A 16,598-nucleotide genomic window follows, 5' to 3' on the forward strand; every position below is an offset into this window, starting at 1 on the left:
ATAAAACTATTAATGAATTTGAAATAGAAATGTATAATCAAAATGTAGCGGCTTAAGTCTCGCAATTAATTGTACAGTTTTTTGTTGTAGGTCCAATCTAAAACGAAATAAAAAAATAACCGATAAAAAAAATTAATTAACTTTGAAGTGTTAGTTAAATACACTCTGCAGAAAAGTCAAAATTAGCTAGAATACTTACAAATAAAATACTACACTAATGGTTTCAAAAAAAGAGAACATATCTAATTTCAACTATTTCTTATTTCATTTTAAATCAATAAACATATTTTTAGTTTTATTACTTATAAGTAACTCGGTTATTGGTCAAGAAAAAGCTATCAATGAAACGGTTGAAATTCCTGAACCACTTATGTTTGATTTAGTTAGAGGTTTAGGTGCTAAACAAGGAGAATTAGAAATTAATGCTTTAGCTGACTTCCCTTTAAATGACACTTCAATAAGAGGAGTAGATTGGGCGCCTGAAATAGAATATGCACTATTTGATAATTTTGCTATTGAATTAGAATTCCCTTTCAATAATTTTGAATTAGAAGCCTACAAAATGGCAGTTCAATGGACAATTGGATCCTCTAAAAATAATAAATACATTCATGGTATTCAGGTGATTGGAGAGAAATACATACATGATGCTATTTTTGAACTCAACCTTCTCTATGTTCCTGCTTATAGATTTAATGAAATTTGGAGCGCAATTGGTTTATTTGGTGTAATGCTAGAATATGGTGATGATACTCCTAAGAAAAATCACACCATTATTTTAAACGCCTCTCTTTTTGCTAACCTTAACAAACATACTGTGGTTGGGCTTGAAATAAATAATTCAGACCCTACATTTCAAAGAATAGATGACAACAGCATGGAATTACTTTTACTACCTCAGGTACATTATGAATTTGACAGTGGTTTTGCATTTCAATTTGGAATTGGACCTAAGTTTAACGAAGATAACACAGATCTTTCTGCTGTATTAAGAGTTATTAAATCTTTTTAAATTCTTTAATCGAAATTAAGGATCGAAGGTTAACAAGTACTGTATTTAAGCGTTAAAGTACCATTTACCAATCTATTTTCATTATCAATCCCACTAAATACACCTTTCTGAATTTCTCTACCGTCTTTTAAATAATAGGTTTTGAAATAAATGTTAACTCTTTCAAGTGCAATAATTCCTGAAAAATTAAATCTAAAATTTAGAATAGAGCCTTTATTTAATAATTCTATTCTATCTTTTTCTATGTAAACATTTTCAGTAAGTGTATTAATTTTATAATTAGTTCCTACAATTTCAAATTTTAATACTTCTGAAAAATCATTTTTAAAATTAAATGTAATCTCATAAATACCTGGTATTTTCCCATAAATAGATGAGAAAGGACTCAGTTTTGATAATTCTAATGAATTCTTAGGAATTGTACTGGTATTAATAATACGCTTATTTCTAACTTCCAAAGCAATATAAGCCGGGATGTTTGGGTCTTTAGATTTCTCTTCCATCTCTTCCTTATTTTCGCATTTTTCTAATATTGAACGCCCAGCAACTGTATTTGTGTAAATATCAAAAGTACAATAGGTTCCAACCAAATATTTTATACTTGAAGGTGATTTATGACCTATATAGTAAATTTCACTAGCTCCATCAATATACTTTTCACCAGAAAGTGTTTTTGAATTTATACATAAAGTATCTCCTTTTAAAATTACATTTCCATTACTGTAATGTTCTTTAAAAGAACCATCCTCGAGCGGATATAAAAAAGTATGTTGAATTTTTTTCCAGTTATTAAAAATAACGGTTCTTCCCTTTATAATCACATCATCTTCACCAAAGTAATAGTTCAAATAATAATGTGTTTCGTTTTGTTTAATTTTTCCATTTAAAGACAGTTGCTTTTCAATTTCCAACTCAGATAATGGATGCTCTTTTAAAAAATCTTCAAAATTTTCATAACCAATATATAAAAGGAGTACAGATTTGTAATACTCATTTAGTTTAATAATTTGCTTGTCTTTAAAAACCTCTCTAGATTTATCATATAAATATTTACCATTTACAAAATCATCTCCAATATTCTCAAAGTCGCTTTTTAAATTTGGTTTATCTTCATTGTATACGCCATACCCATATAACTGAAACGTTTTGGGTAATTTTTTAAGCGCATGTTTTTGCATAAAGGTTTCGTGCACAAGCGATAATAATATTTTAAAATATTCAATGGTTAATGAAAGTGAATCTGACTTTGTTTGCATATAAAAATTCCTAAAAATGTATTTAAAATTATTAAAAATATTAATAATAATCAAAATTAATAAGAATTAATATTTGAAAACTACTTTTGATACTATTATTGACAACTATATAAAACAATTTACCATGAAAAAAAGTATTTTATTCTTATTACTATTATGTTCTGCAGTTGCTTTTTCGCAAAATACCATAATGGGAAAAGTAACAGATATTAAAGGAGAACCTTTACCTGGAGCTTCAGTTATTGAAAAAGAAACTTCAACCGGTGTTGTAACAGATTTTAATGGAAATTATGAAATATCAGTTTCTTCAAAAGATGCTATTTTATTGATTTCTTTTATCGGTTTTGAAAATTTAGAAGTTCAAATTGAAAACAGAAACAGGCTAAATATTGAATTGATTGAATCTGCTGAATCTTTAGATGAAATCACAATTCAAGGTTTTTCAGGAATTGTTGGTAAATCAAGGCGAAGAACTGAAACAATACAAACTACACCAGAGTCTGTTACCGCTATCAATTCTGAGGGAATTGAAAATTTAGGCGTTAATAATGTAGCTAATTTTGCAAATTTAGTTCCTAATTTAAAATTGAATGCTTCTCAGGCAGCAGGAATCAACACCTTAACTGTTAGAGGTATTCCTCAAATAAGAAATTCAGATGCTCCGGTAGCTTTTGTAATTGATGGTGTTACCGTACCAGATCCAAGTTTGTTGAATCAAGAATTATTTGATTTAGCGTTAATTGAAGTTGTAAAAGGTCCACAAGGTGCTTTATATGGTAAAAATGCTATTGGAGGAGCCATTAATATTTACACTAAAGAACCTATAAATAAAGCTAAACACAATTTAAAATTAGGTGGCGGAAATGGTGGAGGAGCCTTAGCTCAATTCATTTCATCTGGAGCCATTAAAAAAGACAAGGTTTTCTATAGAGCATCTACACAGTTTACGAATTTTAATGGTTTGTTAACCAATGAATATTTAAATGAAAAAGTAGATTTTACTAGAGAATTTAATGCAAGAGCTCAAATAATTGCACGTATTACAGATAATTTTAAAATAACTGTAGCTGCACAATTTATGAATATTGATGCTGGTGCTGCTTATTATTCTGTAAACCCAACAGGCAATGTTTGGGTTGAAGGTGAGCCTGGAGGGTATTTAGATCCAAATCCAAAAAAAGGAAATAATATTATTTCAATGGATGAACCTGGAAAATCAAATCTTCAAAATTTATTTACCAATCTTAATTTAGAATATATTTTAAACAACGTTAAAATTCAAAGTGTTACGGCTTATAATCATGTAGACAGATCGTTGTCTGGAGATTTAGATTTTACACCATTTAATGATTTTACGCAGGGCGAAACTGCTGATACAAAAACGTTCAATCAAGAAATACGTTTTTCTAATTTAAATACAGATGCTGATTTGAATTGGACAGCCGGTGGTTTTTATCAGAATTTAGAGAAAGATTTCTTTCAAGATGGTTTGTCGCGTGATTTTGATGTAGACGAATTATTTTACGGTGTATCTGCTGATGTAACTAACACAACATCAACATTTGCAGCCTTCGGTTTTGTTGATTATAGCATTTCAGAAAAATTTACATTATCCGTTGGATTGCGATATGACAATGATACCTTCAAACAAGTTGATCATTTATCTGGTGAAACGAACCAAAGAACCAACAATATTTTTCAACCAAAAGCCTCTATTTCTTTTCAAGCGACAAAAGATGCGCTTATCTATGCAAATTACGGAAGAGGGTATAGAACAGGAGGATACAATCCTGCTACAACAGATCGATTTAATAGAGATTATGAAGATGAACTTACCAATAATTATGAGTTAGGTTTTAAAACTTCGTGGTGGAACAACCGATTTATATTAAACGGTTCTGTATTTTATACTGATTACAAAAATCAACAACAATATATATTTGATTTAGATACTTTTTATGCGGGAAATTACAACTATGACGAAAGCAGAATTATTGGGTTTGAAGTTGATTTAAAAGTGCGTTTATTTAAATATTTAGATTTATTAGCAAATTATGGTTTTGTAGATTCTGAAATTACTGAAGGTGGTACAACTGGAGGTGAAAACGGTGATACTACAGATTTAAGTGCTTATAACGGAAATAAAATACCTTTTGTACCTGTTGATAATTTTAATATTGGTTTAGAATCTAGTTTTCCAATCAATGATAACATTGATTTCAATGCAAACATAAACCTCAATAATACAGGAAAAACGTATTGGGAAGAAAATAATGCACCTGAATTTACAACAAGCGCTTATCAATTATTAGATGCTAGAGCTTCAATTTCTTTCAATAATATGACAATCGCTATTTGGGGTAAAAATATTTTTGACACACAATATTATACTGAATATATTCCTGGTTCTATTTTTGGAGCAACGGATGATTATGGTTGGAGAGGTCGCCCAGCAACATACGGAGCAACATTTTCTATAGATTTTTAATATGACAGATTCTCAACAATTAAGAAACAAGTTTTCCAAAATATTAATGGAAGATATGTTTCAAATAAAACCAGGTGAAACTGTAGCAATTACAATTGATTTAACTTCAGACAGGACTATTGTTGATGCTTTGGCATCTGCAACTATGGCCGCAGGAGCGCTACCATTAATAATGGTAGTTCCAAAAGCCGAAAAAGAAAGCCAGGCAGGTATGCAATATTGGCCTTCGGAAGCTTTGACTGCAGCATTATGTAAAGCGGATGTTTGGATTGAAGCCAACTCTATGGTGATTTTATATTCTGATATTTGGGAAACAGCTATGCGTGAAAATAAAAAATTACGCTATTTAATAATTTCTGATAGTACCATTGAATCTTTAGATCGTGTTTTTACAGGATTTGACATACCAACTTTAAAAATGTTGTTAAGCAAGGTTAAAGATATTGTGATGTCTTCAAAAAAGGTAAGAATTACAAGTGATAACGGAACAGATATTTCTTATGATATAGATTTGAATTATATGTTTGATATTGACGATGGAGATTATTCACAACCAAAATTTGGAACAGCACCAGGTTTTGTAAATATAGTTCCTAAATTAGCTAGTATGAATGGAAACATTGTATTTGATATTTTACAAAATTCAGAAACGACTTCTAAATTAGAATTCACTATGAAAAATGGTGCTATTGTAGATGTAATAGGTGAAAAAGGAGCTGAAGCTTTTAAAGCATATTTAGCATCATTTAATGACGAAAACATGTACAAAATATCTCATAATATGCTTGGGTTTAATCCAGGAGTTCGCAAATTAACTAGAGAACTTGTTGAAGATGAACGTATTTGGGGAGGAGTTGATTTTGGATTTGGACACACAAGTGCTATGGATATGCCTCCGTTAGGTCAAGTAGCAAAATCACATTTTGATGGTGTTGTAGAAAATACGAGTATTTATTTAGATGATGTACAAATTACCAATAAAGGTGCTGTTTGTCATCCAGAGTTAAAGGAATTGGCTGCTAAATTATTAAACAATTAAATGTCTGAAGAAGGAAACCAGTACACAACAACAAAAGTGCAGTCCAAAGATTTTACTTCGGGTTGGTTAGTTGCCTTAATTATTGCAGGCACAGGACTTACATTGCCTATTTTATTTTTAGGCTCAGAGGTTGCTTTGGGTGTTGGTTTCAAAAAAGCCTTGTTGGCATTTGGAATTTCAACCTTAGTGCTTACGCTATTATGCATGGCTACAACTGTAATTGGGAACCGTTCTCGTTTATCAACATATATGATTTTGCACTTTAGTTTTGGCAGAAAAGGAGCTAAAATTATGAACTTTATTTTTGGAATTACATTGCTGGGCTGGTTTTCGGTTGCTTTAGAATTGTTGGCTGTAGCAGTAAAAGATACGGCTTTAGAAACCTTATCGCTTGATTTACCCAAATGGCCAATTATTATTGTGGTTGGAACTTTAATAAGTGTAACTACTATTTTTGGAATTAAAAGTTTAGAACGCTTGGCTAATTTTGCAGTTCCTATTTTAACGCTATTTTTAGCATATGTTGTTTACAGGTCTTTACAAGGAACTTCTTTTCAAGAAATTATTGATTTTGTTCCTAAAAAACCATCTATGACGTTGTTTCAAGCAACTTCAATATTAGTTGGATCTTCTATTTTATTCCCGGTTTTAATGGCTGATTTTTCAAGGTTTATTTATAATGATAAGCAAAGTTTAATCGCTGTTTTGGGAATTACTGTAGGATTTCCTATTGCCTTACTTTTTAGTGCAATTCCATCTATTCAAACTGGTGAAGTTGATATTATTAAAATTATGGGGAATTTAGATTTAGTAATCCCTGCATTTGTGCTTTTATTTGTTTCAACCTGGGTTGGAAATGCTTCTAATTTATATTCAACAGTATTAACTTTTTCAACAGTAAAAAAGGGCTGGACATTCAAAAAAATGACCCTTATTTCAGCAATTATAGGGATCATTGTTGCCTTATTTGGATTTTCAGATTACTTGTTTGATTTTTTAGATTTATTAGGGGTTTTAGCACCTTCAATTTCAGCTATTTATATCATAAATTTTTTCTTCGTAAAAAAGGAACAATACAATTTAAGTGAAATTACAGAATGGGAATTCCCTGCATTAATAAGTTGGGGGGTAAGTTCTATAATTACAATTTTTACATACCTTGAAATTTTCCAATTAACACAGGCTTATTTTATTGATTCTTTTTTATTAGGAGGTATTATATATGTAATATTAAAACGGAAACAAGTATTTTAAATTGCTAAGTAATTATTTGTATCCTTTATTACTTTTCACTTAAAACTAATGTAAAACCTTTAGTTTTTAAACGCTCACCTTAAATATAGTTACAAAGCAATTAATCCAAAAAAAACAATTTACTCCTATTAAAAAAAATTGTATTTTTAATATTTGATAAAAGTAAAATCCACTTTCATCTAAAAAGTAATCATAAACTTGCGCCCTCTTTATATGGAAAATAAAAAAGATGATACTACACCAATTGATTTTACACCTTTAAACTTCGCTATTTTATTGGTTGAAGACAGTGAAATAAACCAAATATTAACTAAAACAAGACTAGAAAAATGGGGTTGTATTATTGATATTGCTAATAATGGTTTAGAAGCGATAGATAAAGTGAAAAACAATTTATATAATATAATTTTAATGGATATAGAAATGCCCGTTATGAATGGCTATGAAGCTACAAGGATTATAAAAAACGACATTTCCCCTAAAGCTTCAAAAACTCCAATTCTTGGCATGTCTGGACATAATTCTAAAACAGAAACAAGTAAAATGATAAACGTAGGTATGGAAGCTTTTATAATTAAACCCTTTAACATGGAAGAATTATATAAAACACTTATAAAATACGCTATAAAACAACTTTAATTTTTAGACAGCTATTCTAAACATTTCAATGGTCACATCTTCATTTACCCATCAATTTAAAAGGATTTTTTATACACAATAATGTTATTAATTTTTTAGTATGTTTGTTACACATATAAAAAACTTAATATTTCAATAAATACTTATCTATGAAAAAATTAATTTATTCAATAACAATCTTAACTATTTCAATACTATTATATAGTTGCTCAAGTAGTATAAACGTTGTAAATAAATGGAGTGCTGAAGGTACAAAAAGCCTTAAAGATAAAAACATTTTAGTTATTGCAAGAGCTGCTAATGAAAAAGTGAGAATGGCTTTTGAAGATGAAATGGCTCAACAATTAAGAAAAAAAGGGTTTAACGCTACTGAAAGTTATAAAAAACATCCAAACCTTAAAACTGATCAAAAATTAACGGATGAAAGAAAGGCCAAGGTTAAAAAAATATTAGATGAAGAAGGCTACAATAGTGTTATTTTAAGTGTTTTAAAAGATAAGCTTGAAAACGTAAAATCTACAGAAGAAGGTGGTTATTACGCTGGTCAATCTTTAAAATCATATTACCCACCTTACATTCCAGTATATTCTTACGGGTTTTATGGTGGTTACGGATTCTCATCAGGGTACCTTTACAACACCAAAACATATCAAGATTACGGAACTTATGTTGAATCTACTGTTGAAACTGAAACAACAAATAGCTATGTTTTAGAAACTTTAGCCTATAATTTAGAGTTAGCTGAAGACAAACAATTAGTAGCATACGTTATTACTAGAATTGACGAACCAGATAATTATAATATTGCAGCTAAAGGAAATGCTAAAAAAATATTAGAGAGTTTTTCTAAATAAAAACAACATTTAATTCGTAAAAAAGGCTGGTTGAAAAATATATTTTTCAACCAGCCTTTTTTTTAATTTACACACAACTTCTTCTTCAAAAAATAAAATAAATTATTGAAATTTAATTATAAACACTTAAATTTGAGGAACTAGCAATCAATTTGATTGTACATATAACTTAAACTTTAAAACTTATGAAAAAATTAGTAGCCGAATTTATTGGAACTTTATGGTTAGTGTTAGGTGGTTGTGGAAGCGCCGTTTTAGCAGCAGGTTATCCTGAATTAGGAATTGGATTTGTTGGTGTTGCCATTGCTTTTGGTTTAACCGTTGTAACAATGGCTTATGCTATTGGTCACATTTCAGGTTGCCATTTAAATCCTGCTGTTTCAATAGGGCTTTGGATTGGAGGACGATTTGACAAAAAAGAATTGTTACCTTACATTATAGCGCAAGTACTTGGTGGTATTGCTGGAGCGGGTATCTTGTATTTAATTGCTACAGGAAAAGAAGGCTTTAGCCTAAGCGGCGGTTTTGCTGCAAATGGTTATGGAGAACACTCTCCTGATGGCTACGGAATGGTAGCTGCCTTGGTTACTGAAATTGTAATGACGTTTATGTTTTTAATTATCATATTAGGTGCTACACATTCAAAAGCTCCTAAAGGCTTTGCAGGTTTAGCAATTGGTCTTGGACTAACACTTATTCATTTAATTAGTATTCCTGTAACTAACACCTCTGTAAACCCTGCTCGTAGTACAAGTCAGGCAATATTTGTTGGCGATTGGGCTACAGGTCAGTTATGGTTATTTTGGGTAGCACCTATTATTGGCGCTATTTTAGCCGGGTTGGTTTACAAATTTATATCTCCTGAAACTGAGTAATAACAAAACTATTAAACACAAAAAAGAGGCTTTAGAGCCTCTTTTTTGTGTTTATAAATACTTCTTTTAACAAATTGAAAATTCAAAAACCGATTCATTTAAATATGCTTCTCCAGGATTCAAGATACTTGAAGGAAAATGATCGTTATTTGGTGCATCTGGCAAATTTTGTGTTTCAAAACAAATTGCTGAAAACTTAGCATAAGTTGCTCCATTTAAATACGGCAAATCATCTAACTGAACAGGTGTATAAATTACAGAAGCAGGCTGATTTGTATGTACTTTCATTTTAATTCCGGTTTTTGGTGAATACAATACAGCTTTCACTTCTTTCTCCTCTAAAATAAAGGTATCATCAAACCCTATAAAGTCTTCTCTCCCAATTTGTTCCTTTTCTGAAAAATCAAATCTGGTATTTTTTGAATTTATAAATTTTCCTGAAGGAATTAATTTAGCATCAACATCTAGAACCTTATCGCTATTCAATTTTAATTTATGATCTAAAATTGAACCACTTCCATTTAAATTAAAATAAGCGTGGTTTGTTAAATTTACAGGTGTTGCCTTGTCGGTAGTTGCTTTATAAGTCATTTTTAACTCATTACTTTCCGTAAGCTGATAAGTAACTGTGACTTTTAAATTTCCAGGATACCCTTCTTCCATATCCTTACTTTCGTAAGCAAATGTAACATTTGGGTTAAAATCATTATTCAGTTTTTCAACAGTCCAATACTTTTTATCAAAACCTGTTTCACCACCGTGTAAATGCACACCATCTTCGGCATAAATTGGGTATTCAACATCGTTTAGTGTAAATGCTTCTTTTGATATGCGTCCTGCATACCTCCCTATTGAAGCACCTAAATACGTACAATTATCTAAATAAGCTTTTGATGTATATGCTTCAGGCTCTAAACCAACCACAACATTTACTAACTTATTTGTTTTATCAGGAACATTAACAGCAATTATTGTAGCTCCTAAATTAGAAATAAGCAATTCCATTCCGTTTGAATTCACCAATTTTGTTACTTCAATTTTTGACATAATTTATTATTAAATTTTGAATATCAAAAATAAACTTTTCCTATGGAAAACTACCCCAATTAAGAATGAAAATTTTAAAGAAATGTGTTGATTCTAACTTAGTATTTTAAAAATCAAAATACCAGTTAAATAATTCAGCTTTTAAACCAATTGAAAACCAAGTTGAGTTTGAACTATAAACGTTTGTAGTATTTGTTGTTGGCTGAAAACTGCGATATGCTACTCTACCATATAGTTTTAAATTTGTTGCAGGGTTTATCAAATAGCCAGCCTGTAAGTCACCTATAAAAACATTTGCAGTATTTCCCTGCCCAATAGAATTTCCGTAGTCAGAGGCTCTATCATCATTGTCTCTAAAAACATCTCCTCCATAGCTATAAGAATCTGAAGTAGTATTAAAATCAAAGCCTTTTTTCCCTACAACTGCTTTTGCATCAAAGAACCAACGGTCAAAAGAATAACGACCAATGCCAATAAATTCTCTAAAGTTTGCGCCCCATAAATGCGCCATAGGTTGATTGTTATGTCCAAAATTATAATTCAATTCATCATGCGAATATGTGTAAGGCCTAACCGAATTAAATTCAGCCTGAAAATATAAATTATCAACGTTGAAAGCATTGAAAAATTTAGCTCCTAATTGGTATCCAAACTTATTTGCCCACCAACCACTATTACTAGTTATTTCAGAACCTCTAAATTCATCTAAAATTAACTGACCATATAACGAAATAGCATTGAATTTATATTTTAAGTTCATTCCAAGCAACACATTACCAGCACGTGAGCCTGTTGCAAATTCAACAGCTGTATAAAAAATGATTGGATTTAAGTAATTTACATCAAAACCTCTTCCGTTGGTATCGTCCCAAATAACGGTTTCATACAGTCCTAAATTAAACCTCTTTGTAATATTCCAACTCAAATAATGTAGCGACATAAATTTTTGTTTATAAGCGCCATCAACTGTTAATTCGGGGCGTACATCTTGACCCCACATCCAAAGATTTGTGTATTTAATTTTCCAAAAACTAGTATTTATTTTAAAATAAGGCAATGGTGAAGCTACATCAGAAAGTAATAATGATCTATACCCGTCTCCAATAAAATTTTTACCATTCCCAAACTGAAAACTAAAATGTTTATTTGGCGCATAGGATAAATAAGCTTCAGCAACTGGATAATCATACGCATCCGATTTATAACCTTTCGCTATTCCACGTCCAGGAATAAGTGCCGGATTTCCTCCATCTGGTTTTAATAATTCAGCATATTCATTAAAATATTTTGAAAACCTTCCCTGACTTTCATAAAAAGTGGTTGAAAAATTAAATTTTCCCCCTATTCCACCATTAATTTGAAGCGCTCTTGTGTTGTTAAAAGTAGTAATACCTTCACTATCTCTACCCAATTGTAAATCAAGTGGTAAATCTAACGTAAGCCAAAAATCTTCCCCTTGCACGTTTACCAAATGTTCATTCCATAATTTACGTCCAAACCAAGTTTTACGTTCGTGTAGTAATTTAGTTTTCTGAACATCTAAATTCAAATAAGGCATCACATCTGAATAAACATATGGCTTCATTGAGGTATGCGTGTTTTCTCCCTGACCGAGATACTGATCAAATTCGTTATACGTAGCGTGTACAAAAGGAACGTTCAATTCGCTTTTATGTTCAGGAAACAATGCTTTTTTTTGATTTACAAGTGTTGAATCTTTTTTAGTTTTATGAACTTCTAACAACATTACATCGTTTTCAACGATTTCAACTTTTGAATTTTCTTCAATAGAAAAATTTTCTATGACATTTTCTTCTAAAGGGATTTTTAAAGGCAAAATAAACTGCATTTCAACAGTTCTGTTATTGTATTTTGCAGGCTCAATTTTAGGTAATGTTAAAACAACACGTTCAATTTCAGTTTTTAGTTCTTTATAAGGTGAGTTAACGTAAATTAACTTAACTTCTCCCGAAGTTGTAACCAAAAAAACGGTATTTACCGTTCCCCTATAATTATCTTGAAGTACATTTTTAGGCGTTTTAAACTCGGTAATTACGGCATTTTTAAATTCACTATTAAAACAAGATTGCATTTGTGTTACCGAAACTGTATCACAAGCTTTAAAAACAGGATATTTCTCAATTTGCGAATAAATCGTTACTGAAAACAAAAAACAAAGTAGAGGTAAAAGTGTTTTGTTCATATACTTTATTTAAGAAATTTTTAAAACTTTATGTTCTTTAAGTTGATATTTTTCACCACTTTCAGGGCAAATTGCATTTCCTGTTTCATCAAAATTTAAACGATGTCCAAATTCACTAACCCAACCAATTTGTTTTGAAGGATTTCCAACAACCAATGCATAAGGAGGTACCGGTTTTGTAACTACTGCACCAGCACCAATTAACGCATAAGTTCCAATCTCATTTCCACAAATAATTGTAGCATTTGCTCCAATACTAGCCCCTTTTTTCACTAAAGTTTGTTGATACTCATCTCTTCTGACAATTGCACTACGTGGATTTATAATGTTGGTAAAAACCATTGAAGGACCTAAAAAAACATCGTCTTCACAAATAACTCCTGAATAAATTGAAACATTGTTTTGAACTTTTACATTTTTACCCAAAACTACTTGAGGCGAAACCACAACATTTTGACCAATATTACAACTTTCACCTATTGTTGAATTTTGCATAATATGACTAAAATGCCAAATTTTTGTTCCAGCACCGATACTGCAGCCATCATCAATAACAGCTGTTTCATGCGCAAAATAATTTTCCATTTTAATATCCGTTGGTTGCATTACCTCCGTCAGCAATTGATTTTGCTGAAGAAGTTCCAATACGAGTTACACCTAAATTAACCATTTTTACAGCATCTTCATAATTACGTACACCCCCAGCAGCTTTTGCAGGTAGTGGTTTGGCATTTTCAACAATTAATTCCATAGCTTGAAAGGTAGCTCCGTTTGGTTTTCCTTCTTCGGTTTTATAAAAACCTGTTGAAGATTTCACAAATACATTTAATGCTTGTGCTTCTTCAAAATTTTCTAAAACTACATCTCTAATCAATTGAGTTAAAACTACAATATCTTCATTGGTTAATGCAGCAATTTCAATAATCCATTTTACAGCTTTATTATTATCAAGTCCCAGTTTGGTTCCTTTGTAAACCTCCGCTTTTACTAAATTAATTTGTCCGTTTTTATAGGCTTCATAATTTACTACATAATCTAATTCATCAACATCATCATCTATTGCTTTTTGAGCTTCAACTAATTTTTCATTGGTTGAATAAGTTCCTTCATGAAATCCGATTACGGTTCCTATTAACACTTCAGAATTAGCATCTTGCACCATTTTACGTGCCATAGCCACGAAATCTGGACGAATCATAGCTAATTTAAAGTTATTATCGATAGCTTCTTGCACTAAATTTACTACTTGTTGTTTGGTAGCTTCTTCAGAAATATTGGCTTGTGTTGCTGTTTTTAAATAGGTTGAATCTAAATATTGATTGATATTCATTTTCTAAATTTTTATTGAAAGTATCATTTACTCCACAAATATAAGGTATTAATTAGCAATTAGGCATAAAAAAATCCTGCTGTGGCAGGATTTTAACTATATGAATTTTATTGAATTTTAAAGGTGATGGGTAATGCATATTTTACACCAACAGCCTTACCTCTCTGCTTTCCTGGAGTCATTTTAGGTAGTAATTTCACAACTCTTATTGCTTCTTCCTGTAGTCTTTTATGTGGTGCTCTTGCTTTTACATCAACAATATCTCCATTTTTATCAATTTTAAACATCACAAATATGCGTTGGATACTTCCAGAAGACAAGCCTAAATCTGTTGCTAATTCAGAATTAAATTTTTTATTGACAAGTTTGCTAACCTCAGCAGAGAAACAAGCACGCAATTCGCTTTTAGATCCCTTACAACCTGGGAATACAGGAACATCTTCAATTATTACAAAAGGAACATCTTCTACAACTTCCTCCTCCTCTTCAACCTCAACAACATCTTTATCAACGTCAACAATTACAGCTTCGGATTCATCTGTTTCTGTAGATTCAATAATAGTTTCTTCAACCTCAACCTCATCATCAACTTTCAGTATTTTATCTGGAATAACCGGCTGAGCAGATTTTGGCTGTACGACTTCAATTGGTTTAAATTCTACTATTTGTTCGTTATCATCCACACCTACTAATGTGCCTACCAACTCTTTTACTTCTCTAGGATATGACTTTAACTGAATAAATTCGTACACTATAAAAAGTGACAATACTAAACCTAATTGAATTAATATTTTACTGTAATTTTCTAAAACTGCATTTGGGTATTTTTTGACTTGCATAACTTTTAAGTTAAGTGAAACAAGAACATTTTAACATAAACTGTATTACTACAGCCAACAGAATTAACAAGGTTTGGGTGAGAAACAAAAAGCAATTTAAATTGCACCTTGTTTGAATAGATCATATTAAAGTTACAAAATTTATAGCTTATTTACAATTATTACCATGTGATAATTTAGCACAAAAAAACCCAATCAACTGAATGATTGGGTTTTCAACTATATTTAAAAATATATTATTCTACTTTAAATGCAATTGGTAAACTGTATTTTACACCTACTGGACGACCACGTTGCTTACCTGGAGTCATTTTAGGTAGTAATTTCACAACTCTAATAGCTTCTTCTTGCAATCTTTTATGAGGTGCACGCGCCATTACATCTGTAATATTACCAGTTTTATCAATTTTAAACATTACAAATATTCTTTTAATACCTGGAGATAAACCTAAATCAGATGCTAATTCAGAATTAAACTTTCTGTTTACGTGTTTAGTAATTTTTTCTTGTAAACAAGCTCTTAATTTTGCTTTGTTTCCTTTACAACCAGGGTAAACAGGAACATCTTCAATAATTGCAAAAGGAACGTCTTCTTCAACTTCTTCAACTTCTTCAATTTCAATAATTTCTTCAACCTCTACAGCTTCATCTTCATCTGTCTCAGTAGATTCAATTACAGTTTCTTCAACCTCTACTTCATCTTCAACAACTTCAATTTTATCTGGTGTTGGTGGTGGTGGAGTTTTTGGCTCTGGCGGCTTAATTTGCTCAATTTCTATAGTTTGCTCATCTTCTTCCATATTTAAAACAACTGGTCCAAGATCTGCAATTACTCTATCATACGTTTTTTTCTCAATGGCTAAGTACACCACTAAAAGCGCCAACACTAGACCTAACTGCATAAATATTTTTGTGTAGTTTTCTAGGTTTGCTTTTGGATTTTTTTTGATTTGCATCTTTAAAATTTTTATAGTCCGCTAATTTAATAATTTTAATACAACTTTTGCAAGTAAATAATTTATTTCACATTTATTTTTTGTAAAACTTTGCTAAAAACAAGTAAAGCTACTAAAACACCCGTAAAATTAGCTAATATATCATAAATATCTGCTTGCCTTACAGTTGTTAATGTTGCCTGTAAACCTTCAATAATTATGCCATAAACAACTACCAAAAAAGCAACTGTTAAGGCATATTTTACATCTTTTGACTTTTTAGCAGAAGCAAGTAACCAACTTAATGCTAATAAAAAATAAGCACCAAAATGGATTACCTTATCAAAAGAAGGCACTTTAACCTCAACTACTTTTTTTGGAGGAATTAAACTTCCAACGGTAATTAGTACGGTTAAAAACAGCCCTATATATATAAAATAATTACGCTTCAATTAATGCTTTATAATCATCTGCTGAAAGTAAACCATCTAACTCTGCGTTATCTGAAATGGCAATTTTAATCATCCAGCCTTCTCCATAAGGATCTGAATTCACTTTTTCAGGCTCATCCTCAAGTCCATCGTTAAATTCAATAACTTCACCCGAAAGTGGCATAAATAAATCTGAAACTGTTTTTACAGCTTCTACTGAACCAAAAACTTCATCTTTATTTACAGTTTCATCAACTGTATCAACATCAACATAAACAATATCTCCCAATTCACTTTGGGCAAAACTTGTTATTCCTACAGTTGCTATATCTCCTTCAACACGCACCCATTCATGGTCTTTTGTGTATTTTAATTCTGCTGGTATGCTCATTATTT

At 30.8% G+C, this 16,598-nt stretch carries 16 protein-coding genes; 7 read left to right on the plus strand and 9 right to left on the minus strand.

Annotation, left to right across the window (positions count from 1 at the left end):
* Positions 1–217 precede the first annotated feature (217 nt).
* Positions 218–1,012 carry a hypothetical protein gene (locus CHB67_RS02720; RefSeq protein ID WP_089380220.1) on the plus strand — a complete coding sequence of 265 codons (795 nt, stop codon included), beginning with the start codon at positions 218–220 and terminating at the stop codon, positions 1,010–1,012.
* A gap of 29 nt (positions 1,013–1,041) precedes the next feature.
* Here the strand turns inward: CHB67_RS02720 and CHB67_RS02725 are convergent, their stop codons facing one another.
* Positions 1,042–2,268, minus strand: a complete 1,227-nt coding sequence (locus tag CHB67_RS02725) for a hypothetical protein (protein ID WP_089380221.1) — start codon at positions 2,266–2,268, stop codon at positions 1,042–1,044.
* A 124-nt stretch (positions 2,269–2,392) separates the two neighbouring features.
* On the opposite strand from CHB67_RS02725, the gene CHB67_RS02730 reads away from it, so the two are divergent.
* From CHB67_RS02730 to aqpZ, 6 genes are all read left to right on the plus strand, one after another.
* Entirely contained in the window at positions 2,393–4,756 is a 2,364-nt protein-coding gene (locus CHB67_RS02730; RefSeq protein ID WP_089380222.1) for a TonB-dependent receptor, read from the plus strand.
* A 1-nt stretch (position 4,757) separates the two neighbouring features.
* Positions 4,758–5,795: a M29 family metallopeptidase gene (locus tag CHB67_RS02735; RefSeq protein WP_089380223.1), complete on the plus strand. Its 1,038-nt coding sequence runs from the start codon at positions 4,758–4,760 to the stop codon at positions 5,793–5,795.
* Complete coding sequence (locus CHB67_RS02740) at positions 5,796–7,049, plus strand: purine-cytosine permease family protein (protein WP_089380224.1); 1,254 nt, start codon at positions 5,796–5,798, stop codon at positions 7,047–7,049.
* Positions 7,050–7,262: 213 nt separating this feature from the next.
* Positions 7,263–7,688: a response regulator gene (locus CHB67_RS02745; RefSeq protein ID WP_089380225.1), complete on the plus strand. Its 426-nt coding sequence runs from the start codon at positions 7,263–7,265 to the stop codon at positions 7,686–7,688.
* 149 nt (positions 7,689–7,837) lie between these two features.
* Complete coding sequence (locus tag CHB67_RS02750) at positions 7,838–8,542, plus strand: hypothetical protein (RefSeq protein WP_089380226.1); 705 nt, start codon at positions 7,838–7,840, stop codon at positions 8,540–8,542.
* 185 nt (positions 8,543–8,727) lie between these two features.
* Entirely contained in the window at positions 8,728–9,417 is a 690-nt protein-coding gene (aqpZ, locus tag CHB67_RS02755) for an aquaporin Z (protein ID WP_089380227.1), read from the plus strand.
* A gap of 66 nt (positions 9,418–9,483) precedes the next feature.
* Here the strand turns inward: aqpZ and CHB67_RS02760 are convergent, their stop codons facing one another.
* The 8 genes from CHB67_RS02760 to gcvH all read right to left on the minus strand — a co-directional run bounded on the left by CHB67_RS02760 (position 9,484) and on the right by gcvH (position 16,593).
* Complete coding sequence (locus CHB67_RS02760) at positions 9,484–10,464, minus strand: aldose epimerase family protein (protein ID WP_089380228.1); 981 nt, start codon at positions 10,462–10,464, stop codon at positions 9,484–9,486.
* A gap of 106 nt (positions 10,465–10,570) precedes the next feature.
* Positions 10,571–12,667, minus strand: coding sequence for a gliding motility protein RemB (locus tag CHB67_RS02765; RefSeq protein WP_089380229.1), 2,097 nt, complete (start codon positions 12,665–12,667; stop codon positions 10,571–10,573).
* A gap of 9 nt (positions 12,668–12,676) precedes the next feature.
* Entirely contained in the window at positions 12,677–13,252 is a 576-nt protein-coding gene (locus CHB67_RS02770) for an acyltransferase (RefSeq protein WP_089380655.1), read from the minus strand.
* A 1-nt stretch (position 13,253) separates the two neighbouring features.
* Entirely contained in the window at positions 13,254–13,997 is a 744-nt protein-coding gene (gene deoC, locus CHB67_RS02775; protein ID WP_089380230.1) for a deoxyribose-phosphate aldolase, read from the minus strand.
* A gap of 107 nt (positions 13,998–14,104) precedes the next feature.
* Positions 14,105–14,836, minus strand: a complete 732-nt coding sequence (locus CHB67_RS02780) for an energy transducer TonB (RefSeq protein ID WP_089380231.1) — start codon at positions 14,834–14,836, stop codon at positions 14,105–14,107.
* 236 nt (positions 14,837–15,072) lie between these two features.
* Complete coding sequence (locus tag CHB67_RS02785) at positions 15,073–15,792, minus strand: energy transducer TonB (protein ID WP_089380232.1); 720 nt, start codon at positions 15,790–15,792, stop codon at positions 15,073–15,075.
* 62 nt (positions 15,793–15,854) lie between these two features.
* Positions 15,855–16,223: a VanZ family protein gene (locus tag CHB67_RS02790; protein WP_089380233.1), complete on the minus strand. Its 369-nt coding sequence runs from the start codon at positions 16,221–16,223 to the stop codon at positions 15,855–15,857.
* Entirely contained in the window at positions 16,213–16,593 is a 381-nt protein-coding gene (gene gcvH / locus CHB67_RS02795) for a glycine cleavage system protein GcvH (protein WP_089380234.1), read from the minus strand. Before gcvH ends, CHB67_RS02790 begins: the two co-directional genes overlap by 11 nt.
* Between the last annotated feature and the right edge of the window lie 5 nt (positions 16,594–16,598).

The organism is Lutibacter agarilyticus (assembly GCF_900188235.1).
Lineage (GTDB): Bacteria > Bacteroidota > Bacteroidia > Flavobacteriales > Flavobacteriaceae > Lutibacter > Lutibacter agarilyticus.